At 67.6% G+C, this 22,452-nt stretch carries 22 protein-coding genes and 1 tRNA gene; 10 read left to right on the forward strand and 13 right to left on the reverse strand.

The genetic code is table 11. The annotated features are described in order from the left end of the window. Nucleotides 1-16: 16 nt before the first annotated feature. From FDZ84_RS12715 to FDZ84_RS12725, 3 genes are read right to left on the reverse strand one after another with little or no spacing between them, the layout of a single operon-like run. Nucleotides 17-778, reverse strand: a complete 762-nt coding sequence (locus FDZ84_RS12715; RefSeq protein ID WP_168586071.1) for a decaprenylphospho-beta-D-erythro-pentofuranosid-2-ulose 2-reductase — start codon at nt 776-778, stop codon at nt 17-19. Further along, on the reverse strand, nt 775-2,139 hold the full coding sequence (locus FDZ84_RS12720) for an FAD-binding oxidoreductase (protein ID WP_168586072.1): 1,365 nt from the start codon (nt 2,137-2,139) through the stop codon (nt 775-777). The genes FDZ84_RS12715 and FDZ84_RS12720 overlap by 4 nt, the downstream gene beginning before the upstream one ends. Further along, nucleotides 2,139-3,503, reverse strand: a complete 1,365-nt coding sequence (locus tag FDZ84_RS12725; protein WP_168586073.1) for an FAD-binding oxidoreductase — start codon at nt 3,501-3,503, stop codon at nt 2,139-2,141. The genes FDZ84_RS12720 and FDZ84_RS12725 overlap by 1 nt, the downstream gene beginning before the upstream one ends. Before the next feature lie 184 nt (nt 3,504-3,687). Here FDZ84_RS12725 and FDZ84_RS12730 point away from each other — a divergent pair, with 184 nt between their 5' ends. Then, nucleotides 3,688-4,128 (forward strand): GtrA family protein, encoded by a 441-nt coding sequence (locus tag FDZ84_RS12730; RefSeq protein ID WP_168586074.1) that lies wholly within the window; start codon nt 3,688-3,690, stop codon nt 4,126-4,128. A 48-nt stretch (nt 4,129-4,176) separates the two neighbouring features. On the opposite strand, the gene FDZ84_RS37745 is transcribed toward FDZ84_RS12730, so the two are convergent. The 6 genes from FDZ84_RS37745 to FDZ84_RS12760 all read right to left on the reverse strand — a co-directional run bounded on the left by FDZ84_RS37745 (nt 4,177) and on the right by FDZ84_RS12760 (nt 11,691). Beyond that, complete coding sequence (locus FDZ84_RS37745; RefSeq protein ID WP_210435534.1) at nt 4,177-4,572, reverse strand: hypothetical protein; 396 nt, start codon at nt 4,570-4,572, stop codon at nt 4,177-4,179. A 182-nt stretch (nt 4,573-4,754) separates the two neighbouring features. Further along, nucleotides 4,755-8,057 (reverse strand): arabinosyltransferase domain-containing protein, encoded by a 3,303-nt coding sequence (locus tag FDZ84_RS12740; protein ID WP_168590017.1) that lies wholly within the window; start codon nt 8,055-8,057, stop codon nt 4,755-4,757. A gap of 390 nt (nt 8,058-8,447) precedes the next feature. Continuing rightward, on the reverse strand, nt 8,448-9,362 hold the full coding sequence (locus tag FDZ84_RS12745) for a glycosyltransferase (protein ID WP_168586075.1): 915 nt from the start codon (nt 9,360-9,362) through the stop codon (nt 8,448-8,450). Next, nucleotides 9,359-10,177, reverse strand: a complete 819-nt coding sequence (locus FDZ84_RS12750) for an ABC transporter ATP-binding protein (protein WP_168586076.1) — start codon at nt 10,175-10,177, stop codon at nt 9,359-9,361. The genes FDZ84_RS12745 and FDZ84_RS12750 overlap by 4 nt, the downstream gene beginning before the upstream one ends. 16 nt (nt 10,178-10,193) lie before the next feature. Beyond that, a complete protein-coding gene (locus FDZ84_RS12755; RefSeq protein WP_210435535.1) occupies nt 10,194-11,057 on the reverse strand; it encodes an ABC transporter permease in 864 nt (287 codons plus the stop codon). A 100-nt stretch (nt 11,058-11,157) separates the two neighbouring features. Beyond that, nucleotides 11,158-11,691 (reverse strand): bacterial proteasome activator family protein, encoded by a 534-nt coding sequence (locus FDZ84_RS12760; protein WP_168586077.1) that lies wholly within the window; start codon nt 11,689-11,691, stop codon nt 11,158-11,160. Between the two features lie 237 nt (nt 11,692-11,928). Between FDZ84_RS12760 and FDZ84_RS12765 the strand changes: the two genes are divergently transcribed. The 3 genes from FDZ84_RS12765 (at nt 11,929) to FDZ84_RS12775 (ending at nt 14,838) form a co-directional block, all read left to right on the forward strand. Further along, nucleotides 11,929-13,128 (forward strand): cysteine desulfurase-like protein, encoded by a 1,200-nt coding sequence (locus FDZ84_RS12765; RefSeq protein WP_168586078.1) that lies wholly within the window; start codon nt 11,929-11,931, stop codon nt 13,126-13,128. A gap of 487 nt (nt 13,129-13,615) precedes the next feature. Then, nucleotides 13,616-14,191 carry a GNAT family N-acetyltransferase gene (locus FDZ84_RS12770; RefSeq protein WP_168586079.1) on the forward strand — a complete coding sequence of 192 codons (576 nt, stop codon included), beginning with the start codon at nt 13,616-13,618 and terminating at the stop codon, nt 14,189-14,191. A 209-nt stretch (nt 14,192-14,400) separates the two neighbouring features. Then, nucleotides 14,401-14,838 carry an STAS domain-containing protein gene (locus tag FDZ84_RS12775; RefSeq protein WP_168586080.1) on the forward strand — a complete coding sequence of 146 codons (438 nt, stop codon included), beginning with the start codon at nt 14,401-14,403 and terminating at the stop codon, nt 14,836-14,838. A 170-nt stretch (nt 14,839-15,008) separates the two neighbouring features. Here FDZ84_RS12775 and FDZ84_RS40635 read toward each other — a convergent pair whose 3' ends face one another. Further along, entirely contained in the window at nt 15,009-15,404 is a 396-nt protein-coding gene (locus FDZ84_RS40635) for a recombinase family protein (RefSeq protein ID WP_371812850.1), read from the reverse strand. A gap of 31 nt (nt 15,405-15,435) precedes the next feature. After that, nucleotides 15,436-16,413, reverse strand: coding sequence for an NAD(P)H-quinone oxidoreductase (locus tag FDZ84_RS12785; protein WP_168586081.1), 978 nt, complete (start codon nt 16,411-16,413; stop codon nt 15,436-15,438). Nucleotides 16,414-16,597: 184 nt separating this feature from the next. Here FDZ84_RS12785 and FDZ84_RS12790 point away from each other — a divergent pair, with 184 nt between their 5' ends. Both FDZ84_RS12790 and FDZ84_RS12795 read left to right on the forward strand, forming a co-directional pair. Beyond that, on the forward strand, nt 16,598-18,121 hold the full coding sequence (locus tag FDZ84_RS12790) for a M28 family metallopeptidase (RefSeq protein WP_371812851.1): 1,524 nt from the start codon (nt 16,598-16,600) through the stop codon (nt 18,119-18,121). A 269-nt stretch (nt 18,122-18,390) separates the two neighbouring features. Continuing rightward, on the forward strand, nt 18,391-19,563 hold the full coding sequence (locus tag FDZ84_RS12795; protein ID WP_371812890.1) for an endonuclease/exonuclease/phosphatase family protein: 1,173 nt from the start codon (nt 18,391-18,393) through the stop codon (nt 19,561-19,563). Nucleotides 19,564-19,846: 283 nt separating this feature from the next. Here the strand turns inward: FDZ84_RS12795 and FDZ84_RS37750 are convergent, their stop codons facing one another. Further along, a complete protein-coding gene (locus FDZ84_RS37750) occupies nt 19,847-20,137 on the reverse strand; it encodes a hypothetical protein (protein ID WP_210435536.1) in 291 nt (96 codons plus the stop codon). A 250-nt stretch (nt 20,138-20,387) separates the two neighbouring features. On the opposite strand from FDZ84_RS37750, the gene FDZ84_RS12805 reads away from it, so the two are divergent. The 4 genes from FDZ84_RS12805 to FDZ84_RS12820 all read left to right on the forward strand — a co-directional run bounded on the left by FDZ84_RS12805 (nt 20,388) and on the right by FDZ84_RS12820 (nt 22,185). After that, nucleotides 20,388-20,681: a hypothetical protein gene (locus FDZ84_RS12805; protein ID WP_168586083.1), complete on the forward strand. Its 294-nt coding sequence runs from the start codon at nt 20,388-20,390 to the stop codon at nt 20,679-20,681. After that, a complete protein-coding gene (locus FDZ84_RS12810; RefSeq protein WP_246868971.1) occupies nt 20,678-20,956 on the forward strand; it encodes a type II toxin-antitoxin system RelE/ParE family toxin in 279 nt (92 codons plus the stop codon). The genes FDZ84_RS12805 and FDZ84_RS12810 overlap by 4 nt, the downstream gene beginning before the upstream one ends. A gap of 218 nt (nt 20,957-21,174) precedes the next feature. Further along, nucleotides 21,175-21,708, forward strand: a complete 534-nt coding sequence (locus FDZ84_RS38815; RefSeq protein WP_305852038.1) for an NUDIX hydrolase — start codon at nt 21,175-21,177, stop codon at nt 21,706-21,708. Between the two features lie 177 nt (nt 21,709-21,885). Beyond that, the gene (locus FDZ84_RS12820) at nt 21,886-22,185 is read left to right on the forward strand and encodes a tyrosine-type recombinase/integrase (protein ID WP_210435537.1); all 300 of its coding nucleotides are present in this window, start codon (nt 21,886-21,888) and stop codon (nt 22,183-22,185) included. A 174-nt stretch (nt 22,186-22,359) separates the two neighbouring features. Here FDZ84_RS12820 and FDZ84_RS12825 read toward each other — a convergent pair. Further along, nucleotides 22,360-22,444 (reverse strand) — tRNA-Ser (locus FDZ84_RS12825). Nucleotides 22,445-22,452 lie beyond the last annotated feature (8 nt).

Raw genomic sequence — 22,452 nt, forward strand, 5'->3', positions numbered from 1 at the left:
CCCCTTCCGAAACCGATCAGATCGGCAGGCGGCGGAAGATGGTGCGCGGCACGAGCCGCAGGATCGACATCACGAACCGGAACTGCGCGGGGGCGTACACCAGCGGACTGCCCTTGCGGACGCCGTCCACGATCACCTTGGCGACGCTTTCCGGGGTGTTCGCCATCGGCGCGGCCTTCATGCCCGCGGTCAGCTTGGTGTGGGTGAAGTTCGGCCGCACGACAGTCACCTTCACGCCGTGCTCCTCGAGCGCGTAGGTCAGGCCGGTGAAGAACACGTCCAGGCCGGCCTTCGAGGAGCCGTAGACGAAGTTCGACCGCCGCGCGCGCTCACCGGCGGGGGAGGACATCACCGCTACGTTGCCGTGGCCCTGCTTGCGCAGCTTCGCTGCCAGCAGCACGCCCAGCGACACCGGGGCCACGTAGTTGATGTCGGCCACCGCGCGGGCCGCCTCGACGTCCGTCCAGCCCTTCTCGTTGTCGCCCTGGATGCCGAAGGCGATCAGCGTGACGTCGACGTCGCCGTCGGCGAACGCCTTGTCGATAACCTCGGCGTGTGTCTCGGGCTTGCGGGCGTCGAACGTCAGGATCGACACCGTGCTGCCGGTCTTGCGCAGCGCCTCGGCGGCCTCGTTCAGGCGCTCCGACTCCTCGGGGCGGTCCGCGAGAATGATCCGCAGCGGGCGGGCCTCGGCGTACTGCTTCGCCGTCGCCAGCGCGATGTCGGAGGTGCCACCGAGCACCAACAGGGATTGGGGATTTCCAACGGCGTCGATCACAGCTCAAGCCTCCGGCTCATGTCTGAGGCGAAAATGCCTTCGGGGTCTACGGATTGGCGGATCTTGCGGAACTCGTCCACGCGCGGGTACATCCGGTGGAACGTCTCCGCCGTGGCCCGCGAGTCCTTCGCGGTGTACAGCCGGCCGCCGATCTCGAGCACCATCTCGTCGAGATCGGTGCACAGTTGGGAAAGGCCCGATTTGATCGGGAAGTCGACGCAAACCATCCAGCCGGGGTGCGGGAACGATAGCGGTGCTCGGTTGCCCTCACCCATCTGCTTGAAGACATTGAGGAACGAGTAGTGCCCGGAGTGCGCGATCTTCAGCAGTATCCGGCGCAGCTCCTCGTGCGCGTTCAGCGGCGTGCTGAACTGGTACTGGAGGAATCCCTTGGAACCGTAGGCCCGGTTCCACTCGCCGAACATGTCCAGCGGGTGGTAGAAGGCGGTCAGGTTTTCCACCACGCCGAGCTTGCGCTTGGGTGACTTGCGGAACCACGCCTCACCGAGAGCGCTGAAGGTCAGCTTGTTGGCCAGCCCGTTGGGGAACACGTCGGGCAGCGTCGCCAGCTTGGGCGCGTCGAACTTCAGCGGGTTCGCACGCAGCTTTGGAGGCAGGTCGTCCAGTTTGGCCAGCGAGCCGCGGCTGAACGCGGCGCGGCCCAGCTTGGCGCCGGTGGAGATGGCGTCGAACCACCCCGAGGAGTACGTGTAGTCGTCCTCGGAGCCGTTGCTGACCAGTTCGAGCGTCTCGTCGAGGTTGTCGGTGCGCTCGAGGTCGGCCACGAAGTACGCGGTCTCGGTCCGGGTCATCCTGATCTTGGCTCGAACGATGATGCCGGTGAGGCCGATGCCCGCGACGGTCGCCCAGAACAGCTCCGATTCGGCGCCGTCCGGCGTCACCGTCCGGACGTGCCCGTCCGCGGTTATCAGGTCCATCGACACCACGTGGTTGCCGAAACTGCCTGCGCTGTGGTGGTTCTTGCCGTGGATGTCGTTGGCGATCGCGCCGCCGATGGTCACCTGGCGGGTGCCCGGCAGCACCGGGACCCACAAGCCGTAGGGCAGCGCGGCCTTCATCAGCTGGTCCAGGATGACGCCGGCGTCCACGTCCACGATCGCGGTGTCCGGGTCGATGTCGTGGATCCGGTTCAGCGGGGTCATGTCGATGACCACACCACCGGCGTTCTGCGCGACATCGCCGTAGCTGCGGCCCAGGCCGCGGGCGAGGACGCCACGCTCGTCGGCGGTGCGCACCGCCTCGGCGATCTTCTCGACGTCGGCGGTGCTCAGCACGCGCGCCCGCGTCGGCGCTGTGCGACCCCAGCCGCAGAGTTCCTTGGTTTCGGACGCCGCAGTCATCAGAGGCTCAGCCTCCGGGAGAGGTCGGAGCGGAAGATGCCCTCCGGGTCGACCGCGGCGCGGATCTTGCGCCACTCCTCGATCCGCGGGTACATCTGCTCGATCATCTCGGCCGAGGTGCGGGACTCCTTGGCCAGGTACAGCCGGCCGCCCGCGTTCAGCACCATCTCGTCGAGCTCCTGACACAGCCGGTCCAGGCCCGGGGTGATCGGGATGTCGACGGTCAGCGTCCAGCCCTTGCGGGGGAACGACATCGGCGCCTGATTGCCCTCGCCGAAGGTCTTGAGCACGTTCAGGAACGACACGTGGCCCGACGCGCTGATCTTGTCGATCGAGCGGCGGAACATCGCCTCCTGCCCGAACGGCACCATGAACTGGTACTGCAGGAAGCCATTGGGGCCGTAGACCCGGTTCCACTCGCCGACCAGGTCGAGCGGGTGGAAGAACTGGGTGATGTTCTGCACCATGCCGAACTTCGTCGGCGCCTTGCGATACCAGACCTCGTTGAACGCGGTGATGGTCAACTTGTTGACCAGGCCGTTGGGGAAGATCGGCGGGGCGGTCATCAGCTGCGGCGCGTTGAACTTCAGCGGGTCCTTGCGCAGCTTCTTCGGCAGGTCCTCGACGCGGGCCGAGTTGCCGCGGGTGAGCAGCGCGCGGCCCAGCTTGTCGCCGCGGGCCAGCGAGTCGAACCAGGCGACGGAGTAGACGTAGTTGTCGTCCGAGCCGTCGGTGAAGTGCTCGATCAGCTCGTCGAGGTTCTTCGTCTGCACGTTGTCGACCAGGAAGTACGCGGTCTCGACGCGCTTGAGCTTGATCGTCGCGCTGATGATGACGCCGGTCAGCCCCATGCCGCCGACCGTGGCCCAGAACAGCTCGGAGCCCTCGCCGTCCGGGGTCAGCGTGCGGACCTCGCCGTCGGCGGTGAGCAGGTCCAGCGACAGCACGTGGCTGCCGAACGAGCCCTGCGAGTGGTGGTTCTTGCCGTGGATGTCCGAACCGATCGCGCCACCGACGGTGACCTGCCGGGTGCCCGGCAGCACCGGGATCCACAGCCCGTAGGGCAGCAGCCGGCGCATCAGCGTGTCCAGCGACACGCCAGCGTCCACGACCACCGTCGCGTTGTCCACGTCGATCTGGTGCACCCGGTCGAGGGCGGTCATGTCGATGACGGTGCCGCCCGCGTTCTGCGACGGGTCGCCGTAGCTGCGGCCCAGACCGCGGGCGATGACGCCCCGTTCACCGGCCTCCCGGACCGCTTTGGCGATCGCCTCGACGTCCGGGGTGCTGACGACGTGCGCCCTGGTCGGCGCGGTGCGCCCCCAGCCGGTCAGCGTCTGAAGCTCGTCCTTTACCGATCCCACCCAGCCGAGTCTATCCGCGTTGACGTGGCAGATACCGGCGGGTACATCCGGTCCCCGGCGGTGTGTGATGCGTCATCGCTACACTCGCTTGGGACGTTCGCGGAGTTCGATCTCCCACGTCTTCGGCGTCTAGCCGGGTGCCCCAGGTGCCGAATGCCCTGTCGTCGGATCCCGAGGTGAACCAGTGGCCGTGGCCGAACCCGCAGCCCAGACCGAACCGAAGCGCCTAGGCGTCTTGAACCAGCTGTTCCGCTTCATCGTCATCGGCGGCGGCTGCGCGATCATCGACTTCGGCACCTACTCGCTGATGTTGGGTGTGTTCGGTTGGCCGGTGTGGCTGTCCAGGGGGATCAGCTTCGTCCTCGGGACTTCCGCGTCGTACGTGATCAACCGGAAGCTCACCTTCCACGGTGCGAGCACCGGGAACACGAGGGCGAAGGCCGGTGCCTTCGCCCTCGTCTACATCGTCACGTTCTTCGTGAACTGGGGCACCAACCAGCTGCTGGTCATGCTCACGGGCGCCGAAGGCACCCCGTGGATGATCACCGCCTGCTGGATCGCCGGGCAGGGCCTGGGCACGCTGATCAACTTCGTGATGCTCAAGTGGGTCGTCTTCCGCGAGTGACCCACAAGGCTCCCTGTCGCCGCCCGGCTCCCCCCGTGGTCCGCAATTTCAATGGAAATCAGAGGTCCGATTTCCGTTGAAATTGGGGGAGTTATCCACAGCCGTCGGCGTGTCGGGGTCCGACACGCCGATGTTCCGCGATTTCCATTGAAATTGCGGGGAGAACCGGTGCCCTGAGGTGGCGTCGGAACGGGTCGTCTCGACGTGCGCCGTGGCCACGTGCGCGAAGTTCACCGCGAAGCGGCCGCCGTCGGCGGTCGTGAGCGACTTCGTCTGGCCGTTGGCCATCAGGTCGGCGAGCGCGTCGCGGAGCGCATCGGCCTCGGCCGGGGCCAGCGCGATGTGCAGCGACTGGCCGACGCCGGCGAGGTGCAGCACGAGTCCGGGTCGCGTTTCGGGCATCGGATCTCCCAATCGCAGGCTGACGGGTTCCTTGCGCCGCAAGGACTTCTCCGTCCAGCGCAGCACGAACCGGCCGTCCCGGCACCGGATTTCACCCTCAGCGGACCCCGGAACCCCCGCCCACCGGCCGTTCTCGCTCACTGCGTACCCCAGCATCCCCAGCGGCGGCCGAAAACGACGAGGGGCGCCCGCGACCAGGTCGCGGGCGCCCCTCGCGCTGCGGGCTACTGCTCGGGTTCTTCCTCCGGGGGTTCGAAGGCCTTGACGTCGTTGCGGTCGTCGCTGTTCGGGACGTCGCCCGGCAGGTGCACCGTCTTCGACAGCGGACCCGGCGTCCAGGTGCCCCAGTGCGTCTCCTCGTGCACGTCCATCGCCGCTTGCGCTGGCAGTGCGTCCGGCTCGTACGGGTCGACCGCGTACAGCGAGCCCCAGTCCCGGTGGATGTTGTTCTTCAGGTAGGTCGGGAGCTCCCGCATGCTGGTCGCCACGTTGAGCCAGCCGAACGGTCCACCCGCATCCGGCGACGACCAGCCCTGCCCGATGTCGCGCACCTCGGCGCCGGCCGCCACCCGGAACTTCGGGATCTCGGCGATGCCGTGGTGCACGCCCGGCAGCTGCAGGCACGGGTTCACCAGGGCGGCGGTCCACTCCACGAACGTCGGCTGGTCCCCGACGAAGTCGGTCATGTTCACCAGCTGCGGCGCCCGCGGCGCGCTCACCGCGACCCAGCCGTTCGGGCCCAGCGAGTTGTCGATGGCCACCACCCGCATCTTGGTGGCGTCTTTGGACTTGTCGCCGAGGGTGAACCGGAAGTCCCGCCACGCCGGGCCGGGCTGCTGCACCACGTACTTGCGCTCGGTGATCAGGAAGCCGTTGTCGGTGTCGTGGCCGAACTCCAGCGCCACCGAGTTCGCGCCCAGCTCCGCGCCGGCCAGCGAGAGCACCACCGGCACCTCGCCGGTCTTCGCCCGATCCGGCAGGTCGTACCACTGGGTGCGCAGCTCACCGGTGCCGACGCCGGCCGCGTCGTAGCTGCCCCACACCGGCGCGTTGTCGTTGCCGAACTGGTGCGGCGGCTTCCAGTCGGGTTCCTGCATGTCGGAGCCGTCGCCGGGCGGCAGGCCGGGCCGGTTGAAGCCGACCATCTTGGCCCGCATGTATTGGTCGGCGTCCTCCTTGCCCTCCAGCCGCTTCGGCGGGACGCCGATGTCCTTGTCCTCCGACGGCGCCGCCTTGGCCGGCTGGTCGCCGGACACCCGCAGCATGCCGGACTGCGGGTTCGTCTCCACATAGACGTAGTCGGACAGCCCGCAGCTGGAGCCGACGATCTGCCTGATGTTGTCCGCGCCGAGGCTGTAGCTGCCCCACTGCTTCTGGATGACCTTGCCGAAGTTGGCGAGCTCGAACAGCACCAGCAGCGCGCACAGGATCGACAGCGGCGCGGTGCCCAGCCGCAGCGCGCGGCTGCGCTTCTCCTCGCGGCCGAAGCGCTCCTCGACGACCTTCGGGTTGTTCTCGTCGATGCGCAGGTGCTCGATGAACGCGACGATCAGCGCGATCCCGGCGATGCCCAGGAAGACCGTGCTCAGTTCGTGGCCGCTGATCTGCGGCGGCATGTTGAACCAGGGCACGCCCCAGCCCGAGACGTACCACCAGGCGTTGGGTCCGGTGGCCGCGAACGCCAGGATCACCATGAGCATCGCCACGAACGCCGCGCGGTTGCGCTTGGACCGCAGCACGGTGCTGCTCGTGGCCAGCGCCGTCAGCGCGGCCAGCGCGCCGCCGAACGCGGCGAAGATGCCGAAGTGGTGGGACCACTTGGTGGGGGTCAGGACCAGCACCACGAAGGACAGCGCGGTGACCGCGAGTAGCCGTCGGCTCGGCCCGAGCGCGGCGCCCCTGATGCGGCCCCGCCGCAGCAGCACCACGGCGCAGGTCGTCAGGCACAGCATGACCAGCAGCACCGGGAACCGGCGGGTCATCGAGCCGTCCGGCGTCTGGCTGAAAAGCAGGTTGTAGCGGCTGAGCTCCTCGTACCAGCTCTGGCTCGGGCCGAGTTCGGTGCGCAGTGCGGTCGCGTCCATGACCGACTGCCAGGTCTGGTCGGCGAACACCAGCGTCAGGATCACGAACCCGGAGGCCGCGATCGGGGCCAGCACCGGCACCCAGCCGAACTCCTGAGCCCGCTTGCGCACCAGCCGGAACAGCGGCTTCAACGCCGCCACGAACGGCAGCACGGACACCATGCCGTGCGGGTTCGCGCCGACCGACAGCGCCGCGACGACCAGCCCCAGCGCGGCGGGCATCAGCCGCCCGGTGGCCACCGAGCGCTCGACCGCGCACAGCGCCAGCAGCGAGAACAGCACCACGACCGGCTCGGGCCGCAGGCCGTTGTCGTAGGGCAGCCAGAACGCCAGGAACACCGCGGCGGCGGCCCAGCCTGCGGCGTTGCTGCGCCGCACCTGCTGGCCGAGCCGCGGCAGCACCTCGCGGCTGATCAAAAGCCAGCTCACGATGCCCATCAGCAGCGCGGGCAACCGCACCCACGGCGTCGCCGTCGACACCTGCACCCACAGCGCGTACAGCTCGTAGAACCAGCCGAACGGCGCTTCGGGCACGCCGAACCAGCGGAAGTAGTTGCTGATGTAGCCGAAGCTCTCGCGCGCCCGCGCGATGGTCAGGATGTAGCCGTCGTCCGAGGTCATCGCGCCGACGACCCACCAGACGACCAGCGCGCCGATCACCGACACGTCGCGGAACGTCGGCTTCCACCAGCCAGCCGGGGCCCACTTCGGCGGGCGGCGACCGGCCCGCACGTCCAACCGCCGCAGGCAGATCAGCGAGCCGATGAACGCCAGCACCGCGAGCACGATCACCGCGAGCTTGAGCGTGGTCGCCTGGCTCTCGTAGCGGTTGTCGACGCGGGCCTCGAAGGACACGCCGCGCACGTCGTCGATGCCGTCGTTGAGGCCGGAGTAGATGCCGGTCAGCTGCGGGCGCTGGTCGCCGCGGAGGTTCGCCAACGTCTCGGTGCCGACGCTGGCCGTGGTGCTGAAGGCGTCGGAGTGCAGCGAGAGCGAGCAGTCATCCGCGGGCAGCGGCACCGTGCCCACCTGCTGACCCTTGGTCAGCATCGTCAGGTGGCCGTTGTCGGCCTGCAGCGTGAGGCCGGTCAGCTTGCCGTAGTCCGACGACGGCGGATTCGTGCTCAGCAGCGTGGCCGGGCCGTTGGTGCGGGCGTCCAGGCTGCGCACGGCCGCGCACGGGATCTCGGCGTTCAGCCACACCGGGGAGTAGCTGACCAACGGCGCCGACACCGACTTGGTGCCTTCCGCCGTCGGCCATTTCAGGGTCGTGATGTCGTAGTTGACCGGAAGGAAGGGCACGGCCAATGCGAGCACCGTGCCGAGCAGCCCGAAGACCGTCGCGAACAGCTTCAGCCGTTTGGCCGACGGTTGTCGGTGATTCGTCTCGATGCGCGCCGAAGCGTCGTCCGTTCGGCGGCTTTCTTCCTGGCCACTGAGCACGGGCCGAGGATAGTAGTTGCTGGTCCGGGCCCTTTCGCGGCATTCGACGGCTGTGTAAATGAACACTTCGTGCAACGCCGTGAGCTGCGATCTCAGGAAATTCTCAGGCCGTTCTCAGTTTTCCCGTGACAATGCGGTGACCAATTCGGTCGGGCTTGGAACTCGGGAGCTGTCCAGCCGCACTGGCGCGTCAGGCAAGCGGCGATAGCCGGCTTTCTCTTTTCATCACGTACGCAACTCGCACCGCCGCGGGTTCTCAGCGGTCGTCTCGCGAGGACAGCCCCGATGCCGCGTATTGGTCATACGTAAGTCGGGGATCCCGCAGTCGAGACGACCGCTGAGGTTCCGCTACCCGCACCGCCACGCAAAACGAGTTGATCCATTCTTTCGTCAGCGGCGGTAGAACTTTTCCTGTTGACCTTGGCGGAGCAGTCGCAGCCATTCCTTGAATGCCTTCGGGTCGCGCTTTTGCCCCACGAAGTACAGGCCGAAGCGGAGCACTTCCAGCGCGCCGATCTTGCGCATCCCCGGCTGCGACAGCAGGTAACCGCGGTTGCGGTAGGTGTAGTAGCGCTTCGCCGCGTCCGACGGGTCCTGGGCGTGGAACCGGCCGCCCAGCATCGGCTTGAACTCCGCCGAACCGTCCGGATGCAGGAACCGGGTGCGCAGCGTGGTGCCGAACGGCAGGCCGGAGCGCACCACCCGGCGGTGCACCTCCACCTCGTCGCCGCGGAAGAACAGCCGGTAGTCCGGCACACCCACCACGTCCAGCGTCGAGGCGCGGAACAGCGCGCCGTTGAACAGCGACGCGATGCCCGGCAGGAAGTCGCCGTCGCCGAGCTCGCTGACCCGGCGCTTCCAGGTCAGGCCGCGGCGCAGCGGGAACGCCAGCTTGTCCGGGGTGTCGATGTTGACCACCACCGGCGACACCGCGGCCAGCCGCCGCTGCTTGGCGACCTCCAGCAGCGTCGCGAGCGCGTGCTCGTCGGCGGGGCGGCCGTCGTCGTCGCCCAACCACACCCACTCCGCGCCCAGCGACAGCGCGTGCAGCATGCCGAGCGCGAAACCGCCGGCGCCGCCGAGGTTGCGCTGCGAGACGAGGTAGGTCGACGGGATCGGGCAGTCCGCCACCACGTCCTGCGCGGGCTGGTCCGGACCGTTGTCGACCACCACCAGGTGATCGGGCAGCCTCGTCTGGCTCGCGATGACTTTCAGGGACTCGGCCAGCAGCTCGCGACGGTGCCTGGTGACGATCACCGCGACTACGGACCCGGCAGGCAGCTGCTGTGCGGAGTCGGTGCTCATGAGCCTTCTTTGCTCCCGATCGTGGCCGCGGATTCGCCGATCCGGGCCAGGGTTTCCTCACTGAGGTGCTCGAAGGGGTCGTAGCCCTTGTAGTGCGTCAGCACTTCGCGCAGCGATCCCTGCTCCCGCATCCCGCCCTTGTCCATCCAGATGGCGGTGCTGCACAGCTCGATCAGGAACTCGTCGGAGTGCGAGGCGAAGACCAGGATGCCCGATCGCTTGACGAGGTTGTTGAGCCGGTCCCGCGCCTTCTCCAGGAACTCCGCGTCGACGGCGCCGATGCCCTCGTCGAGGATCAGGATCTCCGGGTCGATCGAGGTCACGACGCCCAGCGCCAGCCGCACCCGCATACCGGTGGAGTAGGTGCGCAGCGGCATCGCCAGGTAGTCGCCGAGCTCGGTGAACTCGGCGATCTCGTCGATCCGCTTCTCCATCTCCTTGCGGTTCATGCCGAGGAACAGGCCGCGGATAATGATGTTCTCGTACCCGGAGATCTCCGGGTCCATGCCGACACCGAGGTCGAACACCGGGGCGACCTTGCCGACCACCCGCGCGCTGCCGCGGGTGGGTTCGTAGATGCCGCTGAGCAGGCGCAGCAGCGTCGACTTGCCCGCCCCGTTGTGTCCGACGAGGGCGACCCGGTCGCCATGCCGCAGCGACAGGTTGATGTCGTGCAGCGCCTCGATGATCGGCACCCGGCTGTCGGTGCCGATCTTGCCGCCCGCCTTGCCGAGCACGGCCTTCTTCAGCGAGCGGGACTTCGCGTCGAAGATCGGGAAGTCGACCGCTGCATTCCAGACGTCAATGCTGACCACGGTTGTTCGGCCTCACTCAGACCCAGTAGGAGACACGGGAACGGTAATTGCGCAGCACAACCAGGGCCAACGCCCAGCCCACAACGGTGATCACGCCGACCACCAGCCAGTGGTGCCACGCGATGGGGGAGCCGAGCATCGGCTGCCGGATGATCTCCAGGAAGTGCATGAACGGGTTGATCTCGGCCAGCTGGGCGCGTTCCGCGATCGCGGGGTTCGAGTTCGTCTTGAACTCGTCGTAGTTCCAAACGATCGGCGTCATGAAGAACATCAGCTGGACGACGCTCTGGGTCACCGGCGGGATGTCCCGGAAGCGGGTCGAGATCGTGCCCACCACGAGAATCACCCAGGCACCGTTGAGCGCCAGCACGGCGAACGCCGGGATCGCCAGCAGCGAGAGCAGCGTGAGCGGCTTCGGGAAGATCAGCAGCAGCACGAAGTAGACGACGAGGTTGTGCGCGAAGAAGAGCACCTGCCGCCACAACAGCCGGAGCACGTGGATCGTGACCGGGGCGGGCAGCTGCTTGATCAGGCCCTCGTTCGAGATGAAGACCTCGGAGCCCTCGTTGATGCAGTTGCCGATGAAGCCCCAGATGATGAAACCCACGGCAAGGTAGGGCAGGTGCACCGAGAGTTGCTGGTTGAAAAGCTGCGAGTACAACAAACCGAGCGCTGTGCACGTCACAGCCATGCTGATGGTGATCCACAGCGGGCCGATGACGGAGCGTCGGTACCGCTGCTTGATGTCCTGCCAGCCGAGGTGTGCCCACAGCTGTCGCTGCCCGAAGGCATCGCCGATGTCCTTGAAGGCTTTATGCCAGGTCTGCGACGAAGTCTCGGGAGGGGCTTCAGGTCGGTCTAGCGTGCTCGTGGACTGCACAGTGCGTCAGAGTACCGACCACGAGTGTGCCCCCCGGGTGAGGGCATCACTCGACGGCGTCGCGCCCGTCTGACGTCGGGCGCGACACCTCCACGGAGCGTCACAGGTATTGGCCGGTGCCCCGGGTGTGGCCGGTTTCGGTTTCGCCGCTGCTGCTGCCCATGGGCAGGCCTCGGCGCATCTGCTCCAGCTGGGCCCGGGCCGCCATCTGCTGGGCGAACAGCGCCGTCTGCAGGCCGTGGAACAGGCCCTCCAGCCAGCCGACGAGCTGGGCCTGCGCGATCCGCAGCTCCGACTCGGACGGCGTCGTCTCCTGGGCGAACGGCAGCGACAGCCGCTCCAGCTCCTCGATGAGCTCCGGGGCGAGCCCCTGCTCCAGCTCGCGGATCGAGGACTGGTGGATCTCCTTGAGGCGGCTGCGGCTGGCCTCGTCCAGCGGTGCCGCCCGGACCTCCTCCAGCAGCTGCTTGATCATGGTGCCGATGCGCATCACCTTGGCCGGCTGTTCGACCAGGTCGTTGATGTCCTCGCCGCGCTCCGGCTGGTCGTCGGCGTTCATGGCGGCACCGATCGGCATGCCGTCCTCGCCGACGACGAACACCTGCGGCCTGCCCTCACTCGGGTCGTGGGTCATGTCTCTATCCTGGCTTGTCACTACAAGATTCGAAATCCCGGGGCAGCGCTGCGTGCCCGCCGGTCCAGCCCCCGAGATCCGACCATGCGCGAATGGGGATCCCGCGGTCCAGGCGGTGTCCGAGGTTCCGCCACCCACGCCGCTACGCAGGGTGAGCTGGAAGCGTCTTCGCGCGAGCGATGCGATATCTGCCACCCGGGGGCGAGTTCGGGTCGCTCCATACGTAACGTGTGCCCCATGGCGTTCGACGTCGCGGCGGTTCGCGGGCTCTTCCCCGCGCTCGGCGACGGGTGGGTGCACCTGGACGCCCCGGCGGGCATGCAGGTTCCTGAACAAGTGGCGACCGCGGCGTCGACTGCGCTGCGGGCCCCGGTATCCGGTCCGGGCGGGATCTTCCCCGCATCGCAGCGCGCCGAGGCGATCGTGGAAGCCGCCCGTCGCGCTATTGCTGACCTCATCGGTGCGAACCCGGCCGGGGTGGTGCTCGGGCCGAACTCCGCCGTGCTGCTGCAGCGGCTCGCCGATGCGCTCGGTGACGGCTGGATGATCGGTGACGACGTTGTCGTCTCCCGGTTGGACCACCCGGCCAACGTCGCGCCGTGGCAGCGCGCGGCGCAGCGCTCCGGAACCACGGTGCGGTGGGCCGAGGTCGACATCGAGACCTGCGAGCTGCCCACCTGGCAGTACCAGGAGCTGATCACCCCGCGGACGAAGGTCGTCGCGATCACCGCCGCGTCCGGCGCGGTGGGCACCCGGCCGGACGTGCGGCAGGCGGCGGACGCCGCGGCGGAGCACGGCGCGCTGGTGGTGGTGGACGCCGCGGCCGCGGCGCCGTTCGTGCCGCTGGACATCACCGCGATGGGCGCCGACGTGGTGGTGGTGAACGCCTCGGCGTGGGGCGGGCCGCCGGTGGGTGCGCTCGTGTTCAAGAACCCGGCGATGCTCGACCAGCTGCCGTCGGTGGCCCTGGAGTCCGGCGCGCGCGGACCGGAGCGGTTGGAGCTTGGCCCGCACGCGTACCCGCTGCTGGCCGGGTTGGTGGCGTCGGTGGACTACCTGGCGGGGCTGGACGATGCGGCGGTCGGGCCGCGCCGGGAGCGCCTGCTGACCTCGCTGGGTTCGGTGAAGTCGTACCAGGCGGGGTTGCTGGCGAACCTGACCAACGGGCTGCGGAAGATGCGGCACGTCATGGTGATCGGCGACGCGATGCGCCGGGTGCCGTCGATGGCGTTCACGGTCAACGGCGTCAAGGCGGAGGAAGCGGTCGAGCACCTCGCGGAGCGCGGGGTGTGCGCGTTCGAGGACCCGGGCACGCACGGGGTGTTCGCGGTGCTCGGCGTCGGCGAGGTCGGCGGCGCGGTCCGCGTCGGCCTGGCCCACTACACCAACGCCTCCGAGGTAGACCAGCTCGTCCGGGCGGTCGCCGAACTCGGCTGAAGTTCCCGCAATCCAGGCGCATTCCGCGTCGCGGCGCCGGTTGCGAGGGTGGAGCGAACGGCCCGTCCACCTCCTCTACCGGCACTGTCCGTTCGCTCCAACCCGAAGCGTGCGGCCGGGCCATCCATCGCCTTCGACCGGAAGTGCTCGGTTTTCGCTGGCCATGGCCCGTGAGCGCTTTGGGGTGCTATAGCGAATAGTCATTTGTTTCCCTACCGTTATCCAGGTTCTTTGCTGGTCAGCTAGGTCGAGGCCGTCTACACCTGCAAGGGAGGGGCTGTCCTCTTCCCGTCGACCTGGCGTAGCCCGATCAGGCGGCGTCAAGGGGCCCTTACGGCTTTGGGAGGTTTGGTGGGGTCTGCCCCTTGACGCTGCCTGATATCCCTTGCGGAGGTCGGCGGGAAGAGGTGCCAGCGGACACGGAAATATCCGGGTAGGCGGACACGAAGACTGCGTTGGCCCTGGAGTGGGTGGTTATCCTGGCAGCATGGCTCGGCAGCTGGTCACGGACAGGTTGATCCTGCGGACCTGGCGCATCGAGGACGCAGAAGCGGCGCTCGACGTGTACGGCAGCGCCGAGGTGGCGCGGTGGCTGAGTCCGATCATGGAGACGGTTCCCGACCTTGTGGCCATGCGCCTGTTGTTGCGGCAGTGGATCGCCGAGGACGTCAGAGCGATCCCGCCCGTGGGACGTTGGTGCATCCAGCGGCGCGAGGATGACCGTGTGATTGGTGGTGCGTCGCTGCTGCCGCTGCCGCCGGGCAATCAGGACCTCGAAGTGGGATGGCACCTGCATCCGGAGCTCTGGGAGTGCAGTTACGCGAGTGAGGCGATGTTCGCGCTGGTTCGGTGGGCGTTCGATCACGAGGTCGATGAGCTTTTCGCGGTGGTCCGGCCGGACAACGTCCAGGCTGCGGAGACGGTGCGTGACAACGGCATGGAATGGGCCGGGGAGACGGACAAGTACTTCGGGCAGACCGTGGAGCTTTACCGACTTCGGCCAGCTGACCTGGACCGTTTGGCGCCGCGTGCGGACCTGCCGCCCGGCTTCGGCACGCAGTGATGGCGGGGCATCCGACCGGACGGACGGTTGCTTTCTGTCTTTTTCCGGTCCCGGGAGCGTACGGTTGCGGGTAGCTGGTTGAACTGGTTGCTCCTGCAATCGACAGGGCCGCTCCCACCACGTCACTCGTTGACACCACGCAGGAGCGCTCTCTTCGCAGCTCTAGCGAGCTGAACGACCATCCTGTTCGGCTTGGATTGGATCATTTTATGACCATCCGAACGCCCGTGCGCGCCCTGCTACGCGCGGGACCTCTTCTTGAGACCCCCACTGAAATGCCCGCGCCAACGTCGTCTGGCCTGCACCGGGAAGCCATCGAGTTCGAACCCACTCTTCGGCTTCGCCTCACCTATCCCAGCCGCGACGTGGTCGTGCTGACCGCGACCGGCGAAGTCGATACCGCAACGGCCCCACGAGTGGCCGCCCTGCTGTGGCCTCGCCTGCTGACCAAGCTGTCGACCGTTGTACTGGACCTCAGTGGTGTGACCTTCCTGGGCGTGGCGGGGTTGGAACTAATCATCGCTGCCCTCGCCTACGCATCCCACCGGGACGTGGAGTTCATTGTGGCCGGCGGTTCCACCGCCGTCGAACGAGCGTTGCGCGCAGGTGGGCTCGACAGGCCCAGCCCGGCCCCTCGCGGGGTATGAACCATCCGACGTTCTGAATAACAACGAGGCGGCTCGTCAATTCTCCCACGCTCTTCAACGAGTGTGTGCTCGACGCACCACCGAACACGTCAACGTGAGTAGCCTTCGGTGGCCGTTTGAGGAGAGGGCTCGCTTTCGCTGCTGCGCTCGCCGATCCACGAGACGCCCGATCAACTCGGCGTCCGGCGGGGCACCACCTCACCGGCCCAAGGTCGTAATGCTTGGCGAAACAACCGGTCGGTGTGCCAGACGACAATCCCGTCCGATAATCCCTGCTTCACCCGTTCCAACAACTTCTCCCACCCTGGCCGCCGCACGTCCTTCTTCCACGCCGACAACCCATCTGACAACTCCTCCCCGATCCTCGCCCCCTCCCGGTCGATCACCTTCCGGTTATCACCGACTGGGTACTGATCTTCTCCAGCTCCTTCGTCCCCGGCTTCCACGACAACCGCCCGTACGAATCCAGCGTCAGACGTCGCCCGGCCTGACCTGCTGTTTCCCTTTGTTCCATGATCCCAAGCGTAGTGACACAAAACCCCACTTGCTATTGCGCCCAAAAACACTCACGGGCCTTGACCAGCGGAGATCTTGCTTTCAGCGGACGAGGAGGATCTTGCCGCGGACGTCGCCCGCTTCCAACGTCGCGTGCGCTCGCGCCGCCTCCGACAGTGGCACTCGCTCGTGCACCAGCGTCCGCACCTCGCCCGCCTCGACGAGCGGCCACAGCCGCTCCCGTACATCGGCGACGATCGCAGCCTTGCCCTGCGGGCCCTCGACAGGCCGCCCGCGGAGCCCGAGAACCGACAGTCGTAGCCGTTTGACCAGCATCTTCCCCAGGTCGAGCTCGGCCTTCCGGCCGCCCTGCATGCCGATGACGGCCAGGTGCCCGTCGGGCGCCAGCGCGGACAGGTTCCGGTCCAAATAGGACGCACCCATGTTGTCCAGGATTACGTCCGCCCCGCCGAGTTCCTTGACGATCGCGACGAAGTCCTCGTCCCGGTAGTTGATGACCGGTTCCGCGCCCAGGTCCGCGCACAGCTGGCGGCCCTCGGCCGATCCGGCGGTCGCCGCCACGCGCGCGCCGAGCGCCTTGGCGATCTGGATCGCGCAGGTCCCGATGCCGCCGGCCCCACCGTGCACCAGCAGCAACTGTCCACTCCGGAGCCCGGCCTCCATCACCACGTTTGACCACACGGTGCAGGTGACTTCGGGCAACCCGGCGGCCTCGACGAGGTCCACCCCGGCGGGCTTGGGCAGCACCTGCGCGACGGGCACCGCGACCCGCTCGGCGTAGCCGCCGCCGGCAAGCAGCGCGCACACCTCGTCGCCGACTTGCCATCCGGGCACGCCCTCGCCGATTTCGGCGATGGTGCCGGAACATTCCAGCCCCAGGATGGTGCTGGCGCCCTTCGGCGGCGGGTAGTTGCCCTCCCGCTGACTCAGGTCCGCGCGGTTGACCGCGCTCGCGACGACGTCGATGAGCACCTCGCCCGGACCCGGCCGCGGGTCGGGTTGCTCGGTCCACTCCAGCACGTCCGGTTCGCCCGGCTCACGAATCGAGATCGCGTACATGCCCTGGACAGTAGTCAGCGCGGAACGCTTCGCAGCGCGTGGTTCGGTGGGGTGATGGGAGATCGGTCAACGCGGTAAAAATGGGAATTTGTCCCTGCTTATTAACTCTTGTTGGTGCAGGCTTGACTTCGTGGAGTGATCTTCTCAAGGCTAGCCATCACAAAGTCCACCCGAAGCGGGGAGCATGATGAGTTCGCGAACCATCACACCCAAGCGCTCGGCGGCCGCTCTGGCCGCGATGTGCGCGGCCGCGTTGTTGACCGTCACGCCGGCGAGCGCGGCGCCGGCCGATCTCGGCTCGGAGATCAAAGGCAATGCGGTGAACCGCCACCTGATCGCATTGCAGCGGATCGCCGACCAGAACGGCGGGAATCGCGCGTCCGGCTTGCCGGGCTACGAGGCGAGCGTCGACTACGTCGCCGGCAAGCTCCGCAACGCGGGCTTTGACGTCACCACGCCGGAGTTCACCTACCAGGCCTACTACCTGGACTCGTTCAACCTTGCGGTGGCCGGGCAGCCGGTCGAGGGTGACGCCCTGGAGTACTCCCCGGCCACCCCGCAGGGCGGCATCACCGCGCCGCTGGCGGTCGCCCCGGTCGACGACACGCCGGGCTGCGAAGCCACGGACTACGACGGCGCGGACATCACCGGCAAGGTAGTGCTGATCCAGCGCGGCGCCTGCACGTTCGCGCAGAAGGCGCAGGTGGCCGGCGAGCGCGGGGCCGCGGGCGCGATCATCTACAACAACGCGGACGGTCCGCTCAACGGCACGCTCGGCGACCCCGAAGCCGCGAAGATCCCGACCGCGGGCGTCACCAAGCAGGTCGGCGAGGCGCTCGCCGGGCAGGCCGGCGCCGAGGTGAAGCTGCACGTCCAGGCCCGCCTGGAGACCGTCACCACCCGCAACGTCATCGCGCAGACCCGCACCGGTCGCGCCAACAACGTCGTGCTCGCGGGCGCGCACCTCGACAGCGTTCCGGAAGGCCCCGGCATCAACGACAACGGCACCGGCTCCGCAGGCATCCTGGAGACGGCGCTGCGGTTGGGCGGCAGCCCGAAGGTCAACAACGCGGTCCGCTTCGCCTTCTGGGGCGCGGAGGAGTCCGGCCTGGTCGGGTCGACGAAGTACGTGCAGAGCCTGAGCTTCGAGCAGCAGCTCGACATCGCCCTGTACCTGAACTTCGACATGATCGGCTCGCCGAACGCCGGCTACTTCGCCTACGACGGCGACGACTCCGACGGCGTCGGCGCCGGGCCGGGCCCGCAGGGCTCGGGGCAGATCGAGCAGGACCTCGTCAACGCGATGGCCGCGCAGGGCATCGAGGTCGAGGGCGATGACTTCGACGGTCGTTCGGACTACGGCGAGTTCATCGCGGTCGGCATCCCGGCCGGCGGCCTGAACACCGGCGTCGAGGAGCTGAAGTCCGAGGCGCAGGCGGCGAAGTGGGGCGGCACCGCGGGTGTCGCCTTCGACCCGAACTACCACTCGGCGAAGGACAACCTGGCCAACGTGGACCGGGTTGCCCTGGAGCGCAACGCCAAGGCCCTCGCGAACGTCGTCGAAGGCTACGCGCGGAGCACCGAGGCGGTGAACGGGATGCAGACCCGCGCCCAGCGCGCGCAGCTGCGTGCCGCGCAGGGCGCGATGCTGGCGCAGGCCCACGCCGCCCCGGCGAAGACCAAGTCCGGCCACCACAACGTCGCCTGACGAGCCGGAACCAGCGGAACGGGGCACCCCCGACACCGTGCAACGGAATCGAGGGTGCCCTCCGCCGGTTCGCCGCCAGTTCCCGTTGGTCCGCAATTTCAATGGAAATCAGAGGTCCGATTTCCATTGAAATTGCGGAAAACCTCACCGAGTGGGGTGGCGACTGTAGCCCGATCGGAGGAGATGTCGTGAAACGTGCCGTTTTCGCGGTCGCCGCCGTGGTCGCCGCTGTAGCCCCGACCGCCGCTGTGGCTGCCACCGCCGTCGCCGTGGCTGCCGCCGTGGTCGCCCCCGTCGCCCCCGCCGTCGCCGTGGCTGCCGCACTGGTCGCCCCCACCGCCGACGCGGTGGAGCCGGTGCGCTTCGCGACGTTCAACGCTTCGCTCAACCGTGCCACCCAGGGCGAACTGCTCGCGGATCTGTCCACATCGGACGATCGGCAGGCGGCTGCGGTGGCGGAGGTCGTGCAGCGCATCCGCCCGGATGCCCTCCTGCTCAACGAGTTCGACTACGTCGAGGGCGGCGCCGCGGTCGACGCCTTCCGCGCCAACTACCTGGAGCGGAGCCAGGGCGGTGCCGAACCGATCGACTACCCGTACGCCTACACCGCCCCGGTGAACACCGGCGTGCCGTCCGGGATGGACCTCGACAACGACGGCACCACCGGCGGCCCCGGCGACGCCTACGGCTTCGGGGCGTTCCCCGGCCAGTACGGGATGGTGGTGCTGTCGAAGTACCCGATCGGCGAGGCCCGCACGTTCCAGGGGTTCCGTTGGGCGGACATGCCGGGCGCGCGGCTGCCGGACGACCCGGCGACGCCGCAGCCCGCGGACTGGTACTCGCCGGCGGAGCTGGAATCCCTGCGGCTGTCGTCGAAATCGCACTGGGACCTGCCGGTCGACGTCGGCGGACGAACCGTGCACTTCCTGACCTCACACCCGACGCCGCCGAGCTTCGACGGCCCCGAGGACCGCAATGGCCTGCGCAACCAAGACGAGATCCGATTCTGGGCGGACTACGTCACGCCGGGTCGAGCCGACTACATCTACGACGACGCCGGCGCCTTCGGCGGTCTCGCGCCGGGTGCCCGGTTCATCATCGCGGGCGATCAGAACTCGGATCCGATCGACGGCGACAGCAACGGCGCCCGCCAGCTCCTGCGCGCGCCCCGCGTCATCGACCCGCTGCCGGGCAGCGTGGGAGCCGTCGAGGCCAGCACAACGCAGGGCGACGCCAACTCGGACCAGCGCGCGAACCCGTTCTTCGACACCGGGGACTTCAACGACGAAGCGCCCGGCAACCTCCGGGTGGACTACGTCCTGCCGTCGGCGCCGCTGATCCCGTTGCGCGCCGGGGTCTTCTGGCCGGCCTCGAACGACGGGCTCGCACGCCTCAACGACGCCTCGGACCACCACCTCGTCTGGACCGACCTACTCGCCTGATCAGGGCCGAACAAGGGGCGCCACCGGATGTGCCGGGCACGGCCGCCAGTCGAAGCTCGAGGCGGGAAAACACTGATCGCGGCGGTTGCGGCAGGCGTGCTGCTGGCCCCGACCGCGGCCGCAGCCGAACCCGCGCGACTCGCGCTCCCGGAACCGACCGGCCCGAATGCGGTCGGCGCGGCCGGCCTGGCGCGGACGAGACCTGGGCCGCCAGCTGGCCGCACGTGACGGGCTGGGCGCGCTGGCTTACCGTCGCGGGCACGGCGCGTTCGTCGTTCACCGTCTACACGTTGCGTTTCCTTACCCGGCGGGGCTCGCCTCCGGCGAGAGCGGCGCCGATCCACAGCACGCTCGTGGTGGCGATGCCGCCGAAGAGCGCGCCGAGCGTGATGGACAGGTTGGAGGTGGAGACGTACAGCGAGGAGCCGATCAGGATGCGGGCGACGAGGACGATCGCGAAGATGGTCGCGAAGGCGGAGGCCAGGTTGGCCGCACCCACCAGGCCGATCAGGACCGCCAGCACGATGCGGCGGTCGATGCGGCCGGTGGCCACGGTGATCAGAGTTTGGTGCATTTCGAGAGCAGATGCACGGGTCAATTCCGGCTTGCTGCCACCGCGATGGCTCTCTCGGCAAAAAGCTCCGGAACATGGCGGCAAGGTTTTTCTCGGTGCCGCCATGTGTCGCATGTCGCCTCTGTTGGCGATCACTGACGGGGGTCGTCGAGCTTGCATCGGCGGAGGCTCGCGCGCTGCGGCAACCCCCCAATGTTCCAGCTCCTCGGCGGGTGGTCGACGGAGGCGAGGATGCAGCAGAATGGAGACCATGAGCGAGCAGCCAGTGAGCGTATCCGCCGACGCGGTAGGCGAAGCCCTGGCGTCATGGAACGACGCTGTGAAGCGCGCCGAGCACGGCGAGACCGTGCCGGTCATCGCCCACGGTGAGCATGTCGCCGACGTCGTGCCGTCCGGCGAGCTCGACCGCTTGCGCGAGACCATCGAGGCCCTGTCCGATCCCGACACCATGCGTGATCTCCTCGACGATGAGTCAGTCGTGAGCGGTCGTGACGCCATCCGTGAACTGATGGCCGAACGCGCAGCACGCGAGTCCGGCCAGTGACCGAACCGTACGAGGTCGACCTCACGAAACCAGCGCGTCGCGCGCTTGCCGAACAGCTGCCCGTCGAAGTCGCAATGGCCGCGTCAGAGTTCATTCTCGGACCACTCGCGGACAACCCGCACCGAGTGGGGAAACCCCTCGACGAACCATTGGACGGGTTCTACTCCGCTCGCGTTATGCGCGAATGGCGAATCCTCTACAAGATCGACGACAGCCAGCGGCGAATCAAAGTTCAAAGTATTCGGCACCGTCGCGACGCCTACCGTTCGCACTAATACTTCATAATGAACGGCCGATCTATGAAAGCGAATGGGTCCGGGTTGGGCTGGCTGACATTTCGCAGCCGTCAGGAGACCGGTTCGAGCATCACACTGTGTGGTTTCCTCCGCCTGCTATGACGGTTCTCATCGACGACGCAGGCGAGAATGTTCTCATGGCCTAGCGGCACCGGTTCGCGTCCGACCTGTGGAACTGGGAACTTCCGGGGGGAATCATCGACCCCGGAGAAACCCCGTACGATACGGCGCTGCGCGAGCTGATCGAAGAAACCGGCTACAGGCCGCGAGGGCTAGAGTCACTCGTCACGTTCGAGCCTGCTGTTGGAATGCTTAGGAATCCTCACCATGTCTTTCTAGGTCGGGGCGCTGAATTGGTCGGCGATGCAACCGAAGTGAACGAAGGGCGCTTCGAATGGGTTCCACTGTCCAAGATTCCGAACCTGATCCGCCAAGGGAGGATTAAAGAATTCGGGCACCTTCGTTGGCCTGCTGCATTACCTTGCGCTTGGCGGCGAGAACTAACCGGCCAGCAGTTTGGAGAAATGCGCGCGTTGACGTGCCGAACCTGTCCGCCCGGCCACATCGGCCGCTCGTTGTGCGTGCCGCTTCGAGCCCTCGATGTCGCCGCGGCTTCGCAGAGCGTGGGCGAGGTCTACCCGAAGGCCTGTCTCCGCGCGTTTCGACGTGAGGACCTGGCTACCTTCCAGTGCGGTAGTCACACGTCAAACGGAAAGACGAAGGTGACGTAATCGACCCCGCCTTCGAAAGGCAGCGCGACGCCGGGAAGGTTCGCAAACCGGGCCGCGCGTGGACCGTCGAGAAATGGCTTACGCACTGGGTCGAAAACATCGCAGCACCTTCGGTCCGCAGGAAAACACTGGTGGGATATAGGGCTGCCGTGTACGGACACGCGACTTCCGGAACCCTTGCTTGATCAGCTCAAGCTGCACGCTGTCGAGCAAGCGGCAGAACGGGAACGGGCAGGCGACCTCTGGCACGACGGCGATTGGCTGGTCACGAACGAGGTTGGTCAGCCGCTCAACCACCGGACCGACCTCAAGCGCTGGAAAGATCTGCTAGCCGCTGCCGGCGTGCGCGATGCGCGGTTGCACGACGCCCGGCACACGGCCGCAACCGTGCTGCTGGAGCTCAGAGTTACCCAACATGCTGCCGAACATGTGATGGGTTGGTCCAACCCTCGATGGCGAAGCGGTACATGCACGTGACCGGGGAGGTGCTCGGCATGGTCGCCGACAAGGTCGGGGAGACCTCTGGGAGAAGCCGAAGAAGCCGTCCGGCAAGCGCCGAAAAGAGGCCAGCTGAGACGAGATTTGAGACGAGGGGCAACAGGGCCTGGCGGGGGAGAACCCGCCGAGCCCTATTAGCCCTGGTCACAGGAGCGGAAGCGGGGGGATTCGAACCCCCGGTCGCTCTCGCGACGCTCGCTTTCAAGGCGAGTGCATTCGGCCGCTCTGCCACGCTTCCATGCCGTA

This window comes from Saccharopolyspora sp. ASAGF58, assembly GCF_012277335.1.
GTDB classification, from domain to species: Bacteria; Actinomycetota; Actinomycetes; order Mycobacteriales; family Pseudonocardiaceae; genus Saccharopolyspora; species Saccharopolyspora hattusasensis.

Excerpts from the sequence above, each read along its gene's own strand:
- FDZ84_RS12720 (WP_168586072.1), bottom strand. The coding sequence starts at position 2,139 with ATGACTGCGGCGTCCGAAACCAAGGAACTCTGCGGCTGGGGTCGCACA.
- FDZ84_RS12745 (WP_168586075.1), bottom strand. The coding sequence starts at position 9,362 with ATGAGCACCGACTCCGCACAGCAGCTGCCTGCCGGGTCCGTAGTCGCG.
- FDZ84_RS12760 (WP_168586077.1), bottom strand. The coding sequence starts at position 11,691 with ATGACCCACGACCCGAGTGAGGGCAGGCCGCAGGTGTTCGTCGTCGGC.
- FDZ84_RS12765 (WP_168586078.1), top strand. The coding sequence starts at position 11,929 with ATGGCGTTCGACGTCGCGGCGGTTCGCGGGCTCTTCCCCGCGCTCGGC.
- FDZ84_RS12770 (WP_168586079.1), top strand. The coding sequence starts at position 13,616 with ATGGCTCGGCAGCTGGTCACGGACAGGTTGATCCTGCGGACCTGGCGC.
- FDZ84_RS12775 (WP_168586080.1), top strand. The coding sequence starts at position 14,401 with ATGACCATCCGAACGCCCGTGCGCGCCCTGCTACGCGCGGGACCTCTT.
- FDZ84_RS12785 (WP_168586081.1), bottom strand. The coding sequence starts at position 16,413 with ATGTACGCGATCTCGATTCGTGAGCCGGGCGAACCGGACGTGCTGGAG.
- FDZ84_RS12790 (WP_371812851.1), top strand. The coding sequence starts at position 16,598 with ATGATGAGTTCGCGAACCATCACACCCAAGCGCTCGGCGGCCGCTCTG.
- FDZ84_RS37750 (WP_210435536.1), bottom strand. The coding sequence starts at position 20,137 with ATGCACCAAACTCTGATCACCGTGGCCACCGGCCGCATCGACCGCCGC.
- FDZ84_RS12805 (WP_168586083.1), top strand. The coding sequence starts at position 20,388 with ATGAGCGAGCAGCCAGTGAGCGTATCCGCCGACGCGGTAGGCGAAGCC.